8 protein-coding genes are annotated in these 15,408 nt (G+C 33.5%); 4 read left to right on the top strand and 4 right to left on the bottom strand.

Annotated features, from left to right (window positions below; genetic code table 11):
* Window positions 1-11: 11 nt before the first annotated feature.
* Window positions 12-7,028 carry an amino acid adenylation domain-containing protein gene (locus ACLBXA_RS05670; RefSeq protein WP_447617136.1) on the top strand — a complete coding sequence of 2,339 codons (7,017 nt, stop codon included), beginning with the start codon at window positions 12-14 and terminating at the stop codon, window positions 7,026-7,028.
* A gap of 55 nt (window positions 7,029-7,083) precedes the next feature.
* Window positions 7,084-8,538: a pyridoxal phosphate-dependent decarboxylase family protein gene (locus ACLBXA_RS05665; RefSeq protein ID WP_447617135.1), complete on the top strand. Its 1,455-nt coding sequence runs from the start codon at window positions 7,084-7,086 to the stop codon at window positions 8,536-8,538.
* Window positions 8,539-8,646: 108 nt separating this feature from the next.
* On the opposite strand, the gene ACLBXA_RS05660 is transcribed toward ACLBXA_RS05665, so the two are convergent.
* Complete coding sequence (locus tag ACLBXA_RS05660) at window positions 8,647-9,603, bottom strand: alpha/beta hydrolase (protein ID WP_000857936.1); 957 nt, start codon at window positions 9,601-9,603, stop codon at window positions 8,647-8,649.
* A gap of 661 nt (window positions 9,604-10,264) precedes the next feature.
* On the bottom strand, window positions 10,265-11,266 hold the full coding sequence (locus tag ACLBXA_RS05655) for an alpha/beta hydrolase (protein WP_000577700.1): 1,002 nt from the start codon (window positions 11,264-11,266) through the stop codon (window positions 10,265-10,267).
* 548 nt (window positions 11,267-11,814) lie between these two features.
* Between ACLBXA_RS05655 and ACLBXA_RS05650 the strand changes: the two genes are divergently transcribed.
* A complete protein-coding gene (locus ACLBXA_RS05650) occupies window positions 11,815-13,239 on the top strand; it encodes an ABC transporter permease (protein ID WP_001010216.1) in 1,425 nt (474 codons plus the stop codon).
* Between the two features lie 11 nt (window positions 13,240-13,250).
* Window positions 13,251-13,928: an ABC transporter ATP-binding protein gene (locus tag ACLBXA_RS05645; RefSeq protein WP_000447865.1), complete on the top strand. Its 678-nt coding sequence runs from the start codon at window positions 13,251-13,253 to the stop codon at window positions 13,926-13,928.
* A gap of 299 nt (window positions 13,929-14,227) precedes the next feature.
* On the opposite strand, the gene ACLBXA_RS05640 is transcribed toward ACLBXA_RS05645, so the two are convergent.
* Complete coding sequence (locus tag ACLBXA_RS05640; RefSeq protein WP_000273237.1) at window positions 14,228-14,410, bottom strand: hypothetical protein; 183 nt, start codon at window positions 14,408-14,410, stop codon at window positions 14,228-14,230.
* Between the two features lie 201 nt (window positions 14,411-14,611).
* Complete coding sequence (locus tag ACLBXA_RS05635) at window positions 14,612-15,148, bottom strand: DinB family protein (protein ID WP_000405918.1); 537 nt, start codon at window positions 15,146-15,148, stop codon at window positions 14,612-14,614.
* Between the last annotated feature and the right edge of the window lie 260 nt (window positions 15,149-15,408).

Below are 15,408 nucleotides of genomic sequence, written 5' to 3'. Positions count from 1 at the left end.
TAAAGATAAAAATGCACATTAAAGATCGAAGTTCAATTCATGAAAATAAAGAAGTAGAAGCGTTTTGGAAGGAGCAATTATCTTCCGAGATTCTCGATTTTTCTGTATTTAAATTTAATAGCGATTACCAACTAAATAAAGAAACACCTTGTGAGTACGTTCAAGTCAGAGTGAATGTAGAATTTAGTAAAAGTATACAAAAAATAAGTAAGTCTCAAGATTTATTATTATTTAGCTGGTTTCAAGCCGCTTTAAGGGTTTGTTTGGCACATTATACAGATCAAGAAAGAATTACCATTGGTATTCCTATAATTGAAAAGAATCTTGAACAAAGTGAGAATCTTAATAAGTTGATTCCTTTAGGAAGTGAAATCCATCCGCATCACCCCTTTAAACAATTAGTAAATGAGATTGAACAAACGACTTTATTCGGGTATGAAAATCAGGAGTATCCGCTCTCTGAATTATTAGTTAAACACAATTTAACTCCTTTTCAAATTGTAATCGGGATGGAAGGATTACATAATGAAAATTCACTAGAAGAATACGCAGAGAATAATTTAGTCCTATGGATACGAAGAAAATGGAATGAAATACATAATGAATTTGAATTTCAAATTTCTTGCAAGTCCCGTTCATTCTCTTCTTTGCAACAGTTTGCCAATTCGTATTGTTATGTTTTAAAGCAAGTTTCACAAAATCCGAATTTGGCATTGAAAGATATTTGTATTATTGCAGAAGAAGAAAAAGAGTTGTTAGAAGGATTGAATACTTTTCAAACGGGCATAGACTTGTTTCAATCATTTCAAGATTTGTTTGAAGCGCAAGTATTAAAAACTCCAGATCAAATTGCTGTTGTTTGTAATGATCAATCTTTGACATATAGAGAATTGAATAAGAAAGCGAATCAATTGGCTTCTATTCTTCAAAGTAAAGGTGTTTCAAAAGAAAGTATTATTGGCGTTATGGTAGATCGGTCATTAGAAATGATTATTGGTATGATGGGGATTTTAAAAGCAGGAGCAGCGTATTTACCAATCGACCCTAACTACCCAACTGAACGAATTGAATATATGTTACAAGATAGTCAAGCAAAATATTTACTTAGTAAGCGAACAGAGGAAGTATTGCCGCAATTTGCGGGTGAAGTACTGTATTTTGATAAAGAATATCTTTTCCAAGGTGAAGAAAGTAATTTAGTACGAGAACATAATCCTAATGATTTGGCTTATGTTATTTACACATCAGGATCGACAGGAAATCCAAAAGGGGTAATGATAGAACAAAAATCGCTAGTTCATTTTTTAAATGTAATGAGAGAAAAAGTAAAAGCTAATCAATCATTCTTGTTTCTTGCTAGTGTATCTTTTGATATTTCCTTGTTAGAAATATGTCTTCCTTTAACGCAAGGTTCAAAAGTAGTAATTGCTACAGAGGAACAGTTTGCAACAAAAGAATTGGCTCATTTGGTCAAAAAACATAAGGTGGATTTATGGGAATCAACGCCATCGCGAATGGAAGTGATTTTGAGTGATCCAGAAGGGGCAAATTTTCTAAAAGATTTAAAATCTATTTTATTAGCAGGAGAAGCATTTTCCATTGATTTGGTTGAAAAAATTCGTTGTATCAGTGAAGCAACAATTTTAAATATTTATGGTCCCACAGAAACAACCATTTGCGCAACAATAAAAGACTTGAGCACTTCCAAAGAAGTTACGATCGGCAAACCAAATCCGAATTATCATTCCTATATATTGAATAAGTATGGCCAATTAAAACCATTTGGAATTCCCGGTGAACTCTGCATTGCTGGAGTAGCGGTAGCACGAGGGTATCTTGGTAAAAGTAAACTGACAGATGAAAAATTTGTACAGAGTCCTTTTGCGGCAGGGGAAATGATGTATCATACAGGTGATCTCGTTCGTTGGTTGCCTAATGGAGAACTTGAGTATTTAGGTCGAATGGATCATCAAGTGAAAATTCGAGGGTATCGGATTGAATTAAGAGAAATCGAAACTCAATTAAGGGAATATCCAGAAATAAACCAGGCTATCGTTGTTGATCAAGTGTATGGAAATAGGAAATTATTAGCTGCCTACTATGTATCGGATAACAAGGTGTCTTTTGGTGAAATCAGAAAATATTTAAGTGATAAATTACCTGAGTTTATGATTCCTGAAAAAATGATTCAGGTAGAAGAGATTCCATTGAATCCAAATGGAAAAGTGGATAGAAAAAGGTTATTGGATATAACCCAAACGGATTATGTATCAATTCCATACGTTGCCCCGCGCAATGAAATTGAACAAAAATTGGTGCGTGCGTGGGAAAAAGTTATGGAGATTGAGGGAATCGGTATTCATGATAATTTTTTTGCATTAAAAGGAGAATCCATTAAAGCACTTCAGGTAATTAATTTATTAAGAAAAGACTGCTTAAAAATAAGTACAACAGATTTTTTTAAGCACCCTACAATCGCTCAACTGAGTTCTTGTGTAAAGTTAGAGCATAAAGAAGAAAACTTTGAAAGTAAACCAACTCATGTTAAAGATTTGTCTAATCCATTCTCCTTAACAGAAGTTCAGACAGCGTATATGTTAGGAAGGAATTCACAGTTTGAATTAAGTGGTATTTCACCTCAAACATATTTTGAATATGAAACAACATTGGATATCAATCGTCTTTCAAAAAGTTTTCAAAAGGTAATCCATCGTCATCCAATGTTGCGAGCTGTAATTTTACCAGAGGGAAAACAGCAAATATTACAAAGCGTTCCTGATTACCAGATTGAAATAGTGAGTCTCATAGATTTAGATGATAGGAATCAAAATGCTCGCTTGCAAGAAGAGCGTTCTCGAATGACTAACCATGTATTCCCTTTGGGGCAATGGCCTTTGTTTGAATTGAAAGCTTTTCTTTTAAAAGAAGACACGTATTTATTATGTTTTCGATACGATGCTTTATTAATGGACGGAGCAAGCATGAACATTGTTGGACAGGATTTGTTGCATTATTATTATAAACCAAATCAAAAATTAGAATCTTTATCTTTTGATTTTCAAGATTATATGTTTATCTATGATGAAATGGAACAAATCGGAGAATATAAAACAGCAAAAGATTATTGGACAAGTAAGCTTCTTGACTTTCCGTTTGCACCTTCTTTGCTGTTAAAAAAGGATCCAGCAGAGATTGCTACTCCTAAATTCCAATCACTTACAAAAATCCTGGACAATGAAAAATGGACAAAGCTACGAAAGTTAGCACAAGAGAAAGAGGTAACGCCTTCCGCTCTACTTTGTACAATATATGGTGATGTGTTGGCATATTGGAGTAATCAACGTCGATTAGCAATTAATTCGACTGTATTTAACCGTTATCCTGTTCATGATGAAGTAGAACAGATTGTAGGAGATTTCACATCGCTTATTTTGTTGGATGTTGATGTAAAACCAGAGCAAACTTTCTTTACTAGAGTAAAAGAAACGCAATCTACTTTATTAGATGGCCTTGAACATCGTCATTACGATGGAGTTAACTTTATTCGAGATTTTACTCGATATCATCAAATGACGCCAAAAGCAGTTATGCCGATCGTTTTCACCTCGATGTTAGCAGGTGCAGGTGCTTTCTCTTGGGAACAACTTGGTTCTCTTCGCTATATTCATGCTCGAACTCCACAAGTGTATTTGGATAATGTAGTAATTGAAAAAAATGGAGAGTTATTAATTAGCTGGAATTATGTTGAAGAGTTGTTTGATATTGATGTGATAGAAGCAATGTTTTCCCAATTTGTTGACTTATTGGAACAATTGGTGAAACAAAGCGATATAACATCTTTGCAGATGAAAGAGTCGGATCAAACTTTAATTGAACAATATAATGAAACAACAGAAAAAATACCTTCAACTACTCTGTATCAATTATTTACAGACCAAGTAAAACGTACACCGAATGAAGTAGCGGTGGTATTTGAGCAAAAATGGTTAACATACTCGGAACTTCATAAACGCTCCAATCAAATTGCCCACTTCTTAAAAGAGCAGGGCATTGGTCTTGGTGACAAAGTGGGTCTTTTAGCCAAAAGACGAGTTGACACAATTGTTAATATGCTAGGTATTTTAAAAGCAGGTGCTGCTTATGTTCCGATTGATCCCGATCATCCTTTAGATCGCCAAACATATATTTTAAAAAATAGCTCATGCAAGTTTTTATTAGAACCTAGTCTTTATGAAGAAAATGATTTGTCATTTTATACAACAGAAGACATGCCCGCTATTGCTGGTCCAGAAGATATTGCCTATATTATATACACTTCAGGAAGTACAGGAAAACCAAAAGGAGTAATTATTACTCACCAAGCGGTTACAAATACGATTCAAGACATAAATCAAAAATATGAGGTAAATGAAGATGATCGTATTATTAGTATCTCTTCCATGTGTTTTGACCTATCTGTATACGATATTTTCGGAGCTTTAAGCACAGGTGCAATGTTAGTAATGATTCGTGATCCGAGAGACATGCAAGAATTAATCCGCACTGTCGAACGTAGAGGGATTACAATTTGGAATACAGTGCCTGCAATCATGGATTTGGCATTGGATCAAGTAGGTTCTCATTTTGAACATTCTTCTTTACGTTTAGTTTTACATAGTGGAGATTGGATTCCGCTTTCTTTACCAGAAAAAATAAAACGACATTTTCCGATTGCAGAAGTAGTTTCACTAGGAGGGGCAACAGAAGCATCGATTTGGTCAATTTATTATCCGGTCAAACAGGTGGAATCACATTGGAATAGTATTCCATACGGGATGCCCTTGGCAAACCAAACGTATTATGTGTTGAACTATGAAAAGAAAATGTGCCCTGTTGGTGTAATTGGAGATTTATATATCGGGGGAGTGGGCCTTGCTAAAGGATATTTAAATGATGAAAAGAAAACAAATGAAGCGTTTGTTTCACATCCTGATTTTGGTCTTATATATAAAACAGGAGATTGTGGAAAAATGCATTCTGAGGGATATATTGAATTTTTAGGCCGCCAAGATTACCAAGTGAAAATTCAGGGATATCGAGTAGAGTTAGAAGAAATCTCTCATTGTCTTCTAACTTATAAACAAGTCGAACATGCTGTCGTAATTGATCAAACAGATGAGAACGGGATAAAATTTTTAGTTGCATATGTGGTAACTGAGCAAAATATTAGTACAACAGAACTACGAAAGCATTTGCGAGATCACTTGCCAGATTATATGATTCCTTCTTATTTTGTTTATTTGGACCAATTACCCCTGACTCCAAACGGGAAATTAGATAGAAAAGCGCTCCCTACTCCGGAGAAACAAAAAAATGAAGTATTTATTGCCCCAAAAACTGAAATGGAAAAAATATTAACTAGTATTTGGCAAGAAGTACTCAAAATAGATCAAGTTGGAGTAAATGATCATTTCTTCGCCTTAGGTGGAGATTCGATAAAAGCAATTCAAGTGTCCGTTAGACTGTATCGACAAGGATTCGAGCTTGAACCAAAAAATCTATTTTCATTTCCTATATTAAGAGATATGGTTCAATTTGTTAAAAAGCTAGACCAGTTTTCAAGTTCACAAACAAATGATGTAAATATAATGAACGATAATAAAGCTACATTACTAAATGTTAAAGATAAACAACTTAATCAACATACACTTACCAAAATACAAGAAAAAATGCCGGATATAAAAATAGAACGTATTTACCCGCTAGCACCTTTCCAGGAAGTTATTTATGAGCATGCTACGAATGAACCTGATACAAATGCATATTTTGAACAAACAATTTGGGCACTTGAGGGGGAGCTGGATATTAAACTCTTTATTCAGTGTTTCCAACAATTAGTTGATTGTCATGATTCTTTAAGAACAATAATTGTGCAAGATGAACAAGCAAAACCTTGGCAAGCTGTTCTATATGATGTTCAAATAAATTCAGAAATAAAAAACTTGATTGAGATGACGAAACAAGAACAGCAAGAATTCCTAGATCAGTGGATGAATGAAAATTTAAGTCAAGGATTTAAAAATGGTGAACTTATGACCCGTCTCTGTATATTCCAACTAGGTAATAACGAGTATAAGGTAATTTGGAGTTCCCATCATCTATTATGTGATGGTTGGAGCGTCAGCATTTTGATAGACGAATTATTCCAGCTCTACGAAACTACAAATGCGGGAACTACGGCGGAGTTACCTATGGTAAAACCTTTTGAAACATTTATAGATTGGACTTTGGCACAAGATCATGAGAAAGCACGTCATTTTTGGCGAGATTATTTATCAGGATACAATCAGAAAATTAGTATTCCTAAAAAGAAAGTCCCATCTAAAAGTGAAGGGTTAAACTTCACTTTTATGGATTTAACATTAGACAAGGATTTGACTAATCAGTTACAGACATTTGTAACTAAAAACAATATAACTATGAATACAGCACTACTAGCTGTATGGGGAATATTACTTGGCAAATTCAACGGAACGAGAGAAGTAGTATTGCCTAATCTCGTATCAGTCAGACCTCCCGAAGTAGAAGGAATTGAAAATATGTTCGGTCTGTTCACAAATGTTTTGCCTATCCGATTAGCATGGACAGAAACGCAATCTTTTGTGGATTTTCTGCAAAAGGTACAACTAGAGACATTGAAATGTAATGAGTATGCATACTATTCATTTGTTGATATACAAAAGCAAAGTGAATTAAAAACTGAGTTGACTGACCATCTTTGGGTTTTTGAAAACTATCCAACTAATCCAGCAATCTTTTCTTCAAATGAAAACAGACATTTTGCTATCACGGATTACGAAGTTGTTGATGAGCCACATGTAAAGTATGGAATTATGTGCTTCCCTGAAGAAAGACTTACAATAAAGTTTGGATATGATCAAACGGTATATGAAGCAGAGAAAATACAGGAAATATTAAATCACATCCATGGGTTAATCAACACGATTCTTCAAAATCCAATACAAACAATTTGTGATTACAAATTATAAAAAATGAAAAGGCGAGCAAGAACTCGCCTTTTTAAATAGAATAGGAGTAAATCAAATGACAAAAAAATTACAGTTATCAGCCGAAGAAATGCGTCAGTTAGGATATCAAGCGGTTGACTTGATTGTTGATCATATGAATCATTTAAAAAGTAAACCAGTTTCAGAAACGATTGATAGTAATATTTTTAGAGACAAGCTAATTGAAACGATTCCGGAAAACGGATCTAATCCAAAAGAATTACTTCATTTTCTTAATAACAATGTGTTTAATCAAATTACTCATGTGGATCATCCTCATTTTATGGCTTTTGTGCCAGGTCCTAATAATTATGTTGGTGTATTAGCAGATTTTTTAGCAAGTGGGTTTAATGTATTTCCTACAGCTTGGATAGTAGGTGCAGGTGCCGAACAAATTGAATTAACGACAATTAACTGGTTAAAATCAATGCTAGGATTCCCTGATTCAGCTGAAGGACTATTTGTCAGTGGTGGTTCCATGGCTAATTTGACTGCACTTACTGTAGCGAGACAGGTCAAGCTGAATAATGACATAGAAAATGCGATTGTTTATTTTTCTAACCAAACTCATTTTTCTGTAGATCGAGCACTTAAAGTATTAGGTTTTAAACAGCATCAAATTTGCCGAATTGAGACAGATGAAGACTTAAAAATTTCAGTTAGTACTTTAAGAAAACAAATAAAAGAAGATCGATTAAAAGGGAAAAAACCATTCTGTGTTATTGCTAATGCAGGGACAACGAATTGCGGAGCGGTGGACTCCCTCGATGAATTGGCTGATGTATGTGGTGATGAAGATATATGGCTACACGTGGATGGGGCTTATGGGGCTGCAGCAATTCTCAGTGAAAAAGGAAGGGAGTTATTAAGTGGAATTCATCGTGCCGATTCTTTAACGTTAGACCCGCATAAATGGCTTTTTCAGCCTTATGATGTTGGTTGTGTACTTATTCGAAATAGCCAATATTTAAGTGAAACATTCCGTATGATCCCAGAGTATATTAAGGATACAGAAACTAATATAGAAGAAAAAGTGAATTTTGGGGAGCGTGGAATTGAACTTTCTCGTAGATTTAGAGCATTAAAGGTATGGCTTTCTTTTAAAGCATTCGGAGTTACAGCTTTTCGTGAGGCAATTGATCATGGCATTATGCTAGCTGAACAAGTTGAAGAGTTTTTAAGGAAAGAAAAAGATTGGGAAGTAGTAACACCCGCCCAATTAGGAATTGTTACTTTTCGTTATATTCCATGTGAGCTAACATCTACAGATACAATTCATGAAATAAACAAAAAATTAGTGGAAGAAATTAATCAAAGTGGATTTGCTATGCTAAGTACTACTAAATTAAAAGAAAAAGTAGTAATTCGACTTTGCTCTATCAACCCAAGGACAACAAAAGAAGAAATACTTCAAATCATGATGAACATAAAAGCATTGGCAGAGGAAATAAACACATCGCCTAAACATCTTATATCTGTTTCTCAACCTTGATATATTAGGCGGATTTTACATATTAATAGCCGATTCTCATTTAGAATCGGCTATTATGTTTAAATGATAACATATATACTATTTATAAGTATTTATCTTGTAATGGGATTAAGCCTCAACCTTGGATACTCGTTTGAAACCAGTCTTTATTGCTTGTACTATTTCGTTCACAGCATAAATAGATACATCGGCATTTGGATTTAACCCTTCAAACCAGTGATAGGCATTTGGATATAAATGAAACTCCACATCAACACCAGCTTGCGCTAGTTTGCTTACATAGGTTAATGTTTCGCTGCGGAATGGATCTAATTGACCAACAAATGTGTAAGTATACGGTAAGTCACTATAATCCTCAGCTCGAGAAGGTGCTGCATAGGCAGGGATTTGATCCGTTCCATACATTTCTCCTAAATACATTTTCCAGCCAGCTTCATTTGCCTTTTGATTCCAAACAAATCCCTCTTTAATTTCATTCGCTGAAGGTGTATCATTTCTGTCATCAATCATTGGATATAGTGGCATTTGTAAACAAATTGAAGGATATTTTCGATCTCGGGCTAATAATGATAATGCTGCTGTTAGTCCACCGCCGGCACTTACTCCTGCAACCCCAATACGATTTGAATCAATGTTTAATGACTTTGCATTATCAGCAATCCATTTTAAAGCTGAATAACAATCCTCAATTGGTGCTGGGTAAGGGTGTTCAGGTGCTAAGCGGTAGTCTACAGATACAACCACACAGCCAGCTTCTTTTGCAAACCTCATACAAGTATCATCGTTATCATCTATAGAACCTAAGATATAACCACCACCATGTATCCATAATAAGACAGGTAAAGATTCATGATTTGATTTTGGACGATAAATTCGTAATGGTAACGGATTATCATCAGGCCCAAAAATGACTTTATCTGTTAAAGAAAGAGAGTCATCAACAACGGTAGGTGGTCTCATTTGAGCTATTCCTTCTCTGATTGATTGCAAGTTTTCCGGGCGTAAATCGAGATCCGGAAACATCTCTAACCCTTGTAATAATTCTGGATTTACTCTAGTTTTCATTTTAGCACCTCTATTTGTAATTGTTTTCAAATAAATGAAGTGTATATTCTAAGTAGTTTAATTGTGAAAGAACACCACAATTAAATTGTAAATTGGATATGTTATAACGGTCAACAGAATATTCGGAAATTAAAACCTTTCTCAAGAAGGACTTTCATGCAATTAATAATACAAGTATTGGATTTAAGAGCAAAGTGGTTTAATGTCGTTGTAATTATGTACATTAGAAAAATTTCTTTTTGAGTCTAGAAAAGGATTAGATTCTTTTCTAGACTCATGAAGAATTATGAAAAGCAAAATTTTATAGATAGTTATCTTAAAAATAAACAAAGAGAGAAGAACTAACCAATGTTCTTCTCTCTTTTTCATATGTAATTAGGGTATCCTTAACTGCAAATACGGATGGTATAGATTAATGGATAAATAATTTCCTTTTAAATTAATAACGGAATACATAAAGATTTTTATATGTAATATTGCATATACAGGGACTACTAGTGAAAATGTTGAGCAATGTTTTTCCATATGGTAAATTAGTTCCTTAGTTATTTATTTTATTTCATTTTCAATCGTGTAAGGCTAGGGGCGAAGATTTACAAAGGTGACTAGTAAAAAATATAACAATATAAGTATAAGATTTTGTACTTAGTAATCTCGCGATTTAAGGCATGACATTGGATAAGTGCGGGGAGTTCAATCGATTTTGAATAAAATCAATAGTATCAGTTGCAATTTTTTTACGTTTAAGAACGATCCCGGCATGCCCACATTTATAAATATATCGTGGAGGTCTTTCCCAAGATTCCCACAAGTAGTCTGTATCCTCAGAATGCACATATAGATCATGCTTACCTGAAATTAATAAAATATTTTCTTTTTTTACTTTTGGCAATGCTTGACTCGGTTCAGTGATTTTCCAATAATCTATTAAATCATCATACGTAACACCATGATGTTCCAAGTCTTCTCTAATAAATTTACCTGGAGTTGTATTCCAAATAGAATAAGAAAGTCGATTTGCATAGAAAATGGATGCTAACACATCAATTTCTTCTTCAACAAGAGAGGTTAAGTTAGTAATAAATCCGCCTAAACTAATTCCTATTAGAATCAGGGGCCCATTTTTATTTGCTTTAATCCATTTAATCAAAGCTCGTAAGTCAGCTACCGCTTGTCTAGTTGCTTGTAATGTTCGTTCAATATTTGCACTTACCATATACTCTCCACTGAATAAGGATTGATCGGGTTTTCTTTCAAAATGATAGGGTAGAGTGAAATAATACATATTCCACTTCAGGCTGGTCATATGATCGTGGAATATTTTTTTCACACGTTCGTTAGAATCCATTCTCCAACCGTGAACAAAGATAACATGAGGTGCATTTTCATTTTTATGTAAGAATAATTCCCCAGTTACAGAGTCGTTGCGTGAATCACCGGATTGAACCGAACTTTTATGGTTGAATTGCCCAACCATGTATTCATTTTCCTGCTTTGAATGCTTAATGTCAAAATGAAAATGTGATGGTTGTACTTTATAAAAAGATTCTATGTCCTTTATATTTAATGAAGTGTTAGAAAGGGAAGTAAACTGAAATGCTACACTTCTTTTTTTATGTAAATCATATAAGGCGTACCGATCAATGAGTTTTGAAAAAATCAAATTAACCTCCTCCAAAATACATATTGTTTAAAACATGGACAAAATTTATGTTGTAAATTAATTATAAAATATTCTCTTTTCCTAATAGTAGGTGATAAATTTGTATATCATATTATAAAGCTTGCAATAAAATAAAACTATAAATATATACTAAAATTTAAGAAGTAAGTTAATGTTCATATCCGTATAAAAGAATATTAAATTGTTTCTTTTCTTATTAAAAGATGTAATTTCTATTAGGAACTTACATTCTCATATAAATATTTACAAATAGGTTTCTCTATATTTATTGTATAGAAATTACACAGTAAATATTTTTTGTGCTACATACATTAAATTAATCTTAACCTTTAATAAATTTATTAAACGGAATAACTCCTTATCAATATTCAAAAACGGCTGCATTTTTGAATTTGTGTTCTAGCTTTTCTGAAACAGGTAAATAACTACACATAAACTCCTTATATCTCTAGTTAAACTACCGATTAGCTCCATATAAACTCTAGATAACCTATATAGAATACAAGTTATCAAGGAGGTAAGCAAAAATGAATTTTATGAAACGAGCAATTCTCAGTATGAAAAAAAGGATAGGAACATCATTAATTTTGATGGCAGTTTTTCTGATTGTTACAAATTTGGTTCTTTCAGGTTTCACAATCCAAAATGCATCAAAAAAAGCAGCGGATGCTGCAAGAAAAAAACTTGGTGCAGATGTTACTTTAGGTCTTGATTTCGACAAATTAGGTCAAAAAGCTAAGGAAACTGGAGAAATGCCAAATCCGCCGCAGCTCGATGCAAAAGAAACAGATCAATTAGCGAAGTCCAAGTATGTAAAAGATTATAATTACATAGCTAACACTTTCGGTATTTCTGATGGGCTTAAACTAGTAGGAGCTTCAGAAGGAGAAGGAAAAGGTAAAGTGGGAATGGCGGCTGCGCGAGGCGGTTCAAGCTCTGGTACAGAAATCGATATGAACGCTTCTTTTATGATTGAGGGAGTTCGCAAGACTGCATTACAAGAAAGCTTTAAAAACGGAAAAAGTAAAATCATTGATGGAAAACCAATAACAGAGCAAATGAAGGATCAGAATGTAGCTTTAATGGAAAAACGATTAGCGGAATTAAACAATTTGAAAGTAGGAGACAAAGTTAAAGTGCAATCAGGGGATAAGAAGGAAACCCTTGAGGTTGAAATTATCGGTATTTACGAAACAAATGAGCAAGCAATGGGTCAACAGGCTCCTCCTATTATGGATCCAGCTAATAAACTATATATGCCGCATTCAACTATGAAAAAATTAGAAGTAGACCAAGGTATAAGTAGTGTTCAAGTCGTGTATTTCTTGAATGATCCACAATATATTGATGCATTTAAAAAAGAAGCAAGAAAATTTAATATTGATTTTAATTATTATAAATTAGATGCGCATGATTCATTGTACAAGCAAATGATTGGTCCTATCGAAAATATCTCTTCGACTTCTCAAATGATTATTTATATTGTATCGATTGCAGGTGCGATCATTTTAGGATTAATCATAATGCTATCAATTAAAGGGCGTCGTAAAGAAATGGGAATTCTATTGTCCATTGGAGAGAAAAAGTGGAAGCTGATGGCGCAATTCGTAGTAGAAGTAGTGTGTGTCGCTATTTTAGCATTTGGATTATCCATAACAACAGGAGCTAAAGTTTCTCAATATATCGGGGATAATTTACTTTCGAATGAAATTGCTACTTCAAGCGAAGAAACAGATACCTCGCAACATGGTACTGTAATGATGGCTGGACCTGGTGGTACTCTACAAAATCAAAAAGAAGATCCGATTAATAAAATTGATGTAAGTGTAACAGGAGAAGATGTAGGAAAAATGGGTGGAATTGGACTAGCTATTGCTATAATAGCAACGCTTCTTCCGGCATTATCTATTCTACGTTTAAACCCAAAACAAATTCTTTTAAAAGATGAATGAGGAGGCTCGATATGGAGACAATTTTACAGTTTAAAAATTTAGATTATTATTATGAAAGTAATGGAAAAAATGTAGCGATACTAGAAAATGTTAACTTTTCTTTTCAAAAAGGACATTTCTACACGATTTTAGGACCATCTGGATCTGGTAAAACTACGACTCTAAGCTTAGGTTGTGGACTAGATGTCCCTAAAAATGGTTATGTACTGTATAATGGCAAAGATATTAGAAAAATTGGTTTGGATCGATACCGTAATCAAAATGTATCTGTAATTTTCCAATCTTATAACTTAATAACCTATATGACAGCTCTTCAAAATGTCTTAACAGCAATGGAAATTACAGGTGTTAAAGTGCAAAATAAAACAGCAAGAGCATTACAGTTATTAGAGAGGGTAGGACTCTCAGAAGCTGAAGCGAAACGAAACGTCCTGCAACTAAGCGGTGGGCAACAACAGCGTGTAGCAATTGCTCGAGCACTATCTTGTAATGTTGATTTATTGATTGCGGATGAGCCAACAGGAAACCTTGATGAGCAAACCGCAATGGATATTATAGAACTGTTTCAAGAACTTGCACATAAAGAGAATAAATGTATTATTGTTGTGACGCACTCACAGGAGGTTGCTAAAAAATCAGATCGTGCAGTGTATTTAAGTAAGAAGAAGTTGGTTGTAAATGAAATCTAATATAAACATCGTAGCTGTTCAATTCACATAATTTTCAAAATCTAGACCTTTCAAAAGCTTATATTTGTTTTATAATAAAATCAAGCCATAATCAAAATGGTCTCCCTGTACTGAATGTTAAAATAGTTTGTTGTTCCCGTTTTAATAATATTTGAAAAAGAACTTGTAGGATATTCTACAAGTTCTTTTTAGTATAATTGGTTACCTATATCATGGGATAATCATACATAAAAAACGGAACATTACCTAGATGTATAATCTAAATATCGTCCCGTTTACCTATCTATGTATCTGTATAGTTATTGCAGAATTAAACCTACAATCATAATTAAACTAAATACTATCATCCAACCAAACGCACAATATCCAAAAATTTTAATCCATTTAGGTAATTGATTCATGTTAATTTTATTTGTGGGAACTCCTTGCATCGAAAACATCATTTTTTGATCTCTATCTCTATTATTTTGTTGTTCATACATAATATCATCACCTTTCCAGAACTATTGTGTTTATAGTATATCAACCTAAAGAAAATTATGTACAGAATAAAAGAGGATAGCATATATATTATGTGGTGAATTTTATAAATAAATGCATTTAATTGCCATGATTCTAAGTGCTAATACGTTATAAATACTGAACAAGAGCCCTACATAAATAGGACTCTTGTTCTTCAAATATTAACTTGCTGGATATGCATCAGAACCAAGATAACGTTCTTTTATAATTTGAAGATGATGAAGCTCATGACCGGCAATGATGTATGCTAATGCACGAACTGTAACTTCAGAATTATTCGCATTTCCTCTTTGTGACCAGGCTTCTTTATCTAAGCTTCTAAGTAAATACAGGGTAGATTGGCGAACAACTATTAAATTCTCAAGAAGATCTTGCATAGATTGCTTATCAAAAGCAGCTCTAAGAACATACATATCATCATTATAGCCTGGAAGTTCTGCTGTCTCGCCTCGAGCGATAGATAGCAATCGATACGCCATAATACGTTCTGTATCTGCTATATGACCGATTACTTCTTTTATACTCCATTTAGTAGGAGCATACCGGAAAAGTCCCTTACTATTAGAAATTCCCTTTAATAAAAGATTCGTTTCCTTCATTTGTTGTTCTAGAATATGTATGATATTTCCGTCTGATACCAAGTTGGTATACGTTGCATAATAGGAGTTATATTCACTTACCTTTGGTCTTATTTCCATACGAATCATCCTTTATGTTTAATCTTTACATATAGCTTATCATAAAAGAATTCCAAATTAATCTGAAAAATGGAGGTGAATAAACATTTTTCATCCTCCTTTTCAGTTTCATAGATGAAATGTATCTCAAATAAGAGAATCTAATTTGCTGCTAAGCGTAATTTCGCTTTTTTTGCTGTTATAGGTAAACATTTAAGTTGAATACAGTTTGTCACTACTTATGACAATCGCCATTTAAAAAGTAGCATACGTCATTAAAC

It is taken from the genome of Bacillus sp. D48C (assembly GCF_053345735.1).
This window is presented reverse-complemented; position numbering and strand designations above follow the sequence as displayed.

Coding starts and splice junctions, on each gene's coding strand:
- ACLBXA_RS05635 (WP_000405918.1), bottom strand. CDS start 15,148: ATGGAAATAAGACCAAAGGTAAGTGAATATAACTCCTATTATGCAACG.
- ACLBXA_RS05665 (WP_447617135.1), top strand. CDS start 7,084: ATGACAAAAAAATTACAGTTATCAGCCGAAGAAATGCGTCAGTTAGGA.
- ACLBXA_RS05660 (WP_000857936.1), bottom strand. CDS start 9,603: ATGAAAACTAGAGTAAATCCAGAATTATTACAAGGGTTAGAGATGTTT.
- ACLBXA_RS05650 (WP_001010216.1), top strand. CDS start 11,815: ATGAATTTTATGAAACGAGCAATTCTCAGTATGAAAAAAAGGATAGGA.
- ACLBXA_RS05670 (WP_447617136.1), top strand. CDS start 12: ATGCACATTAAAGATCGAAGTTCAATTCATGAAAATAAAGAAGTAGAA.
- ACLBXA_RS05640 (WP_000273237.1), bottom strand. CDS start 14,410: ATGTATGAACAACAAAATAATAGAGATAGAGATCAAAAAATGATGTTT.
- ACLBXA_RS05645 (WP_000447865.1), top strand. CDS start 13,251: ATGGAGACAATTTTACAGTTTAAAAATTTAGATTATTATTATGAAAGT.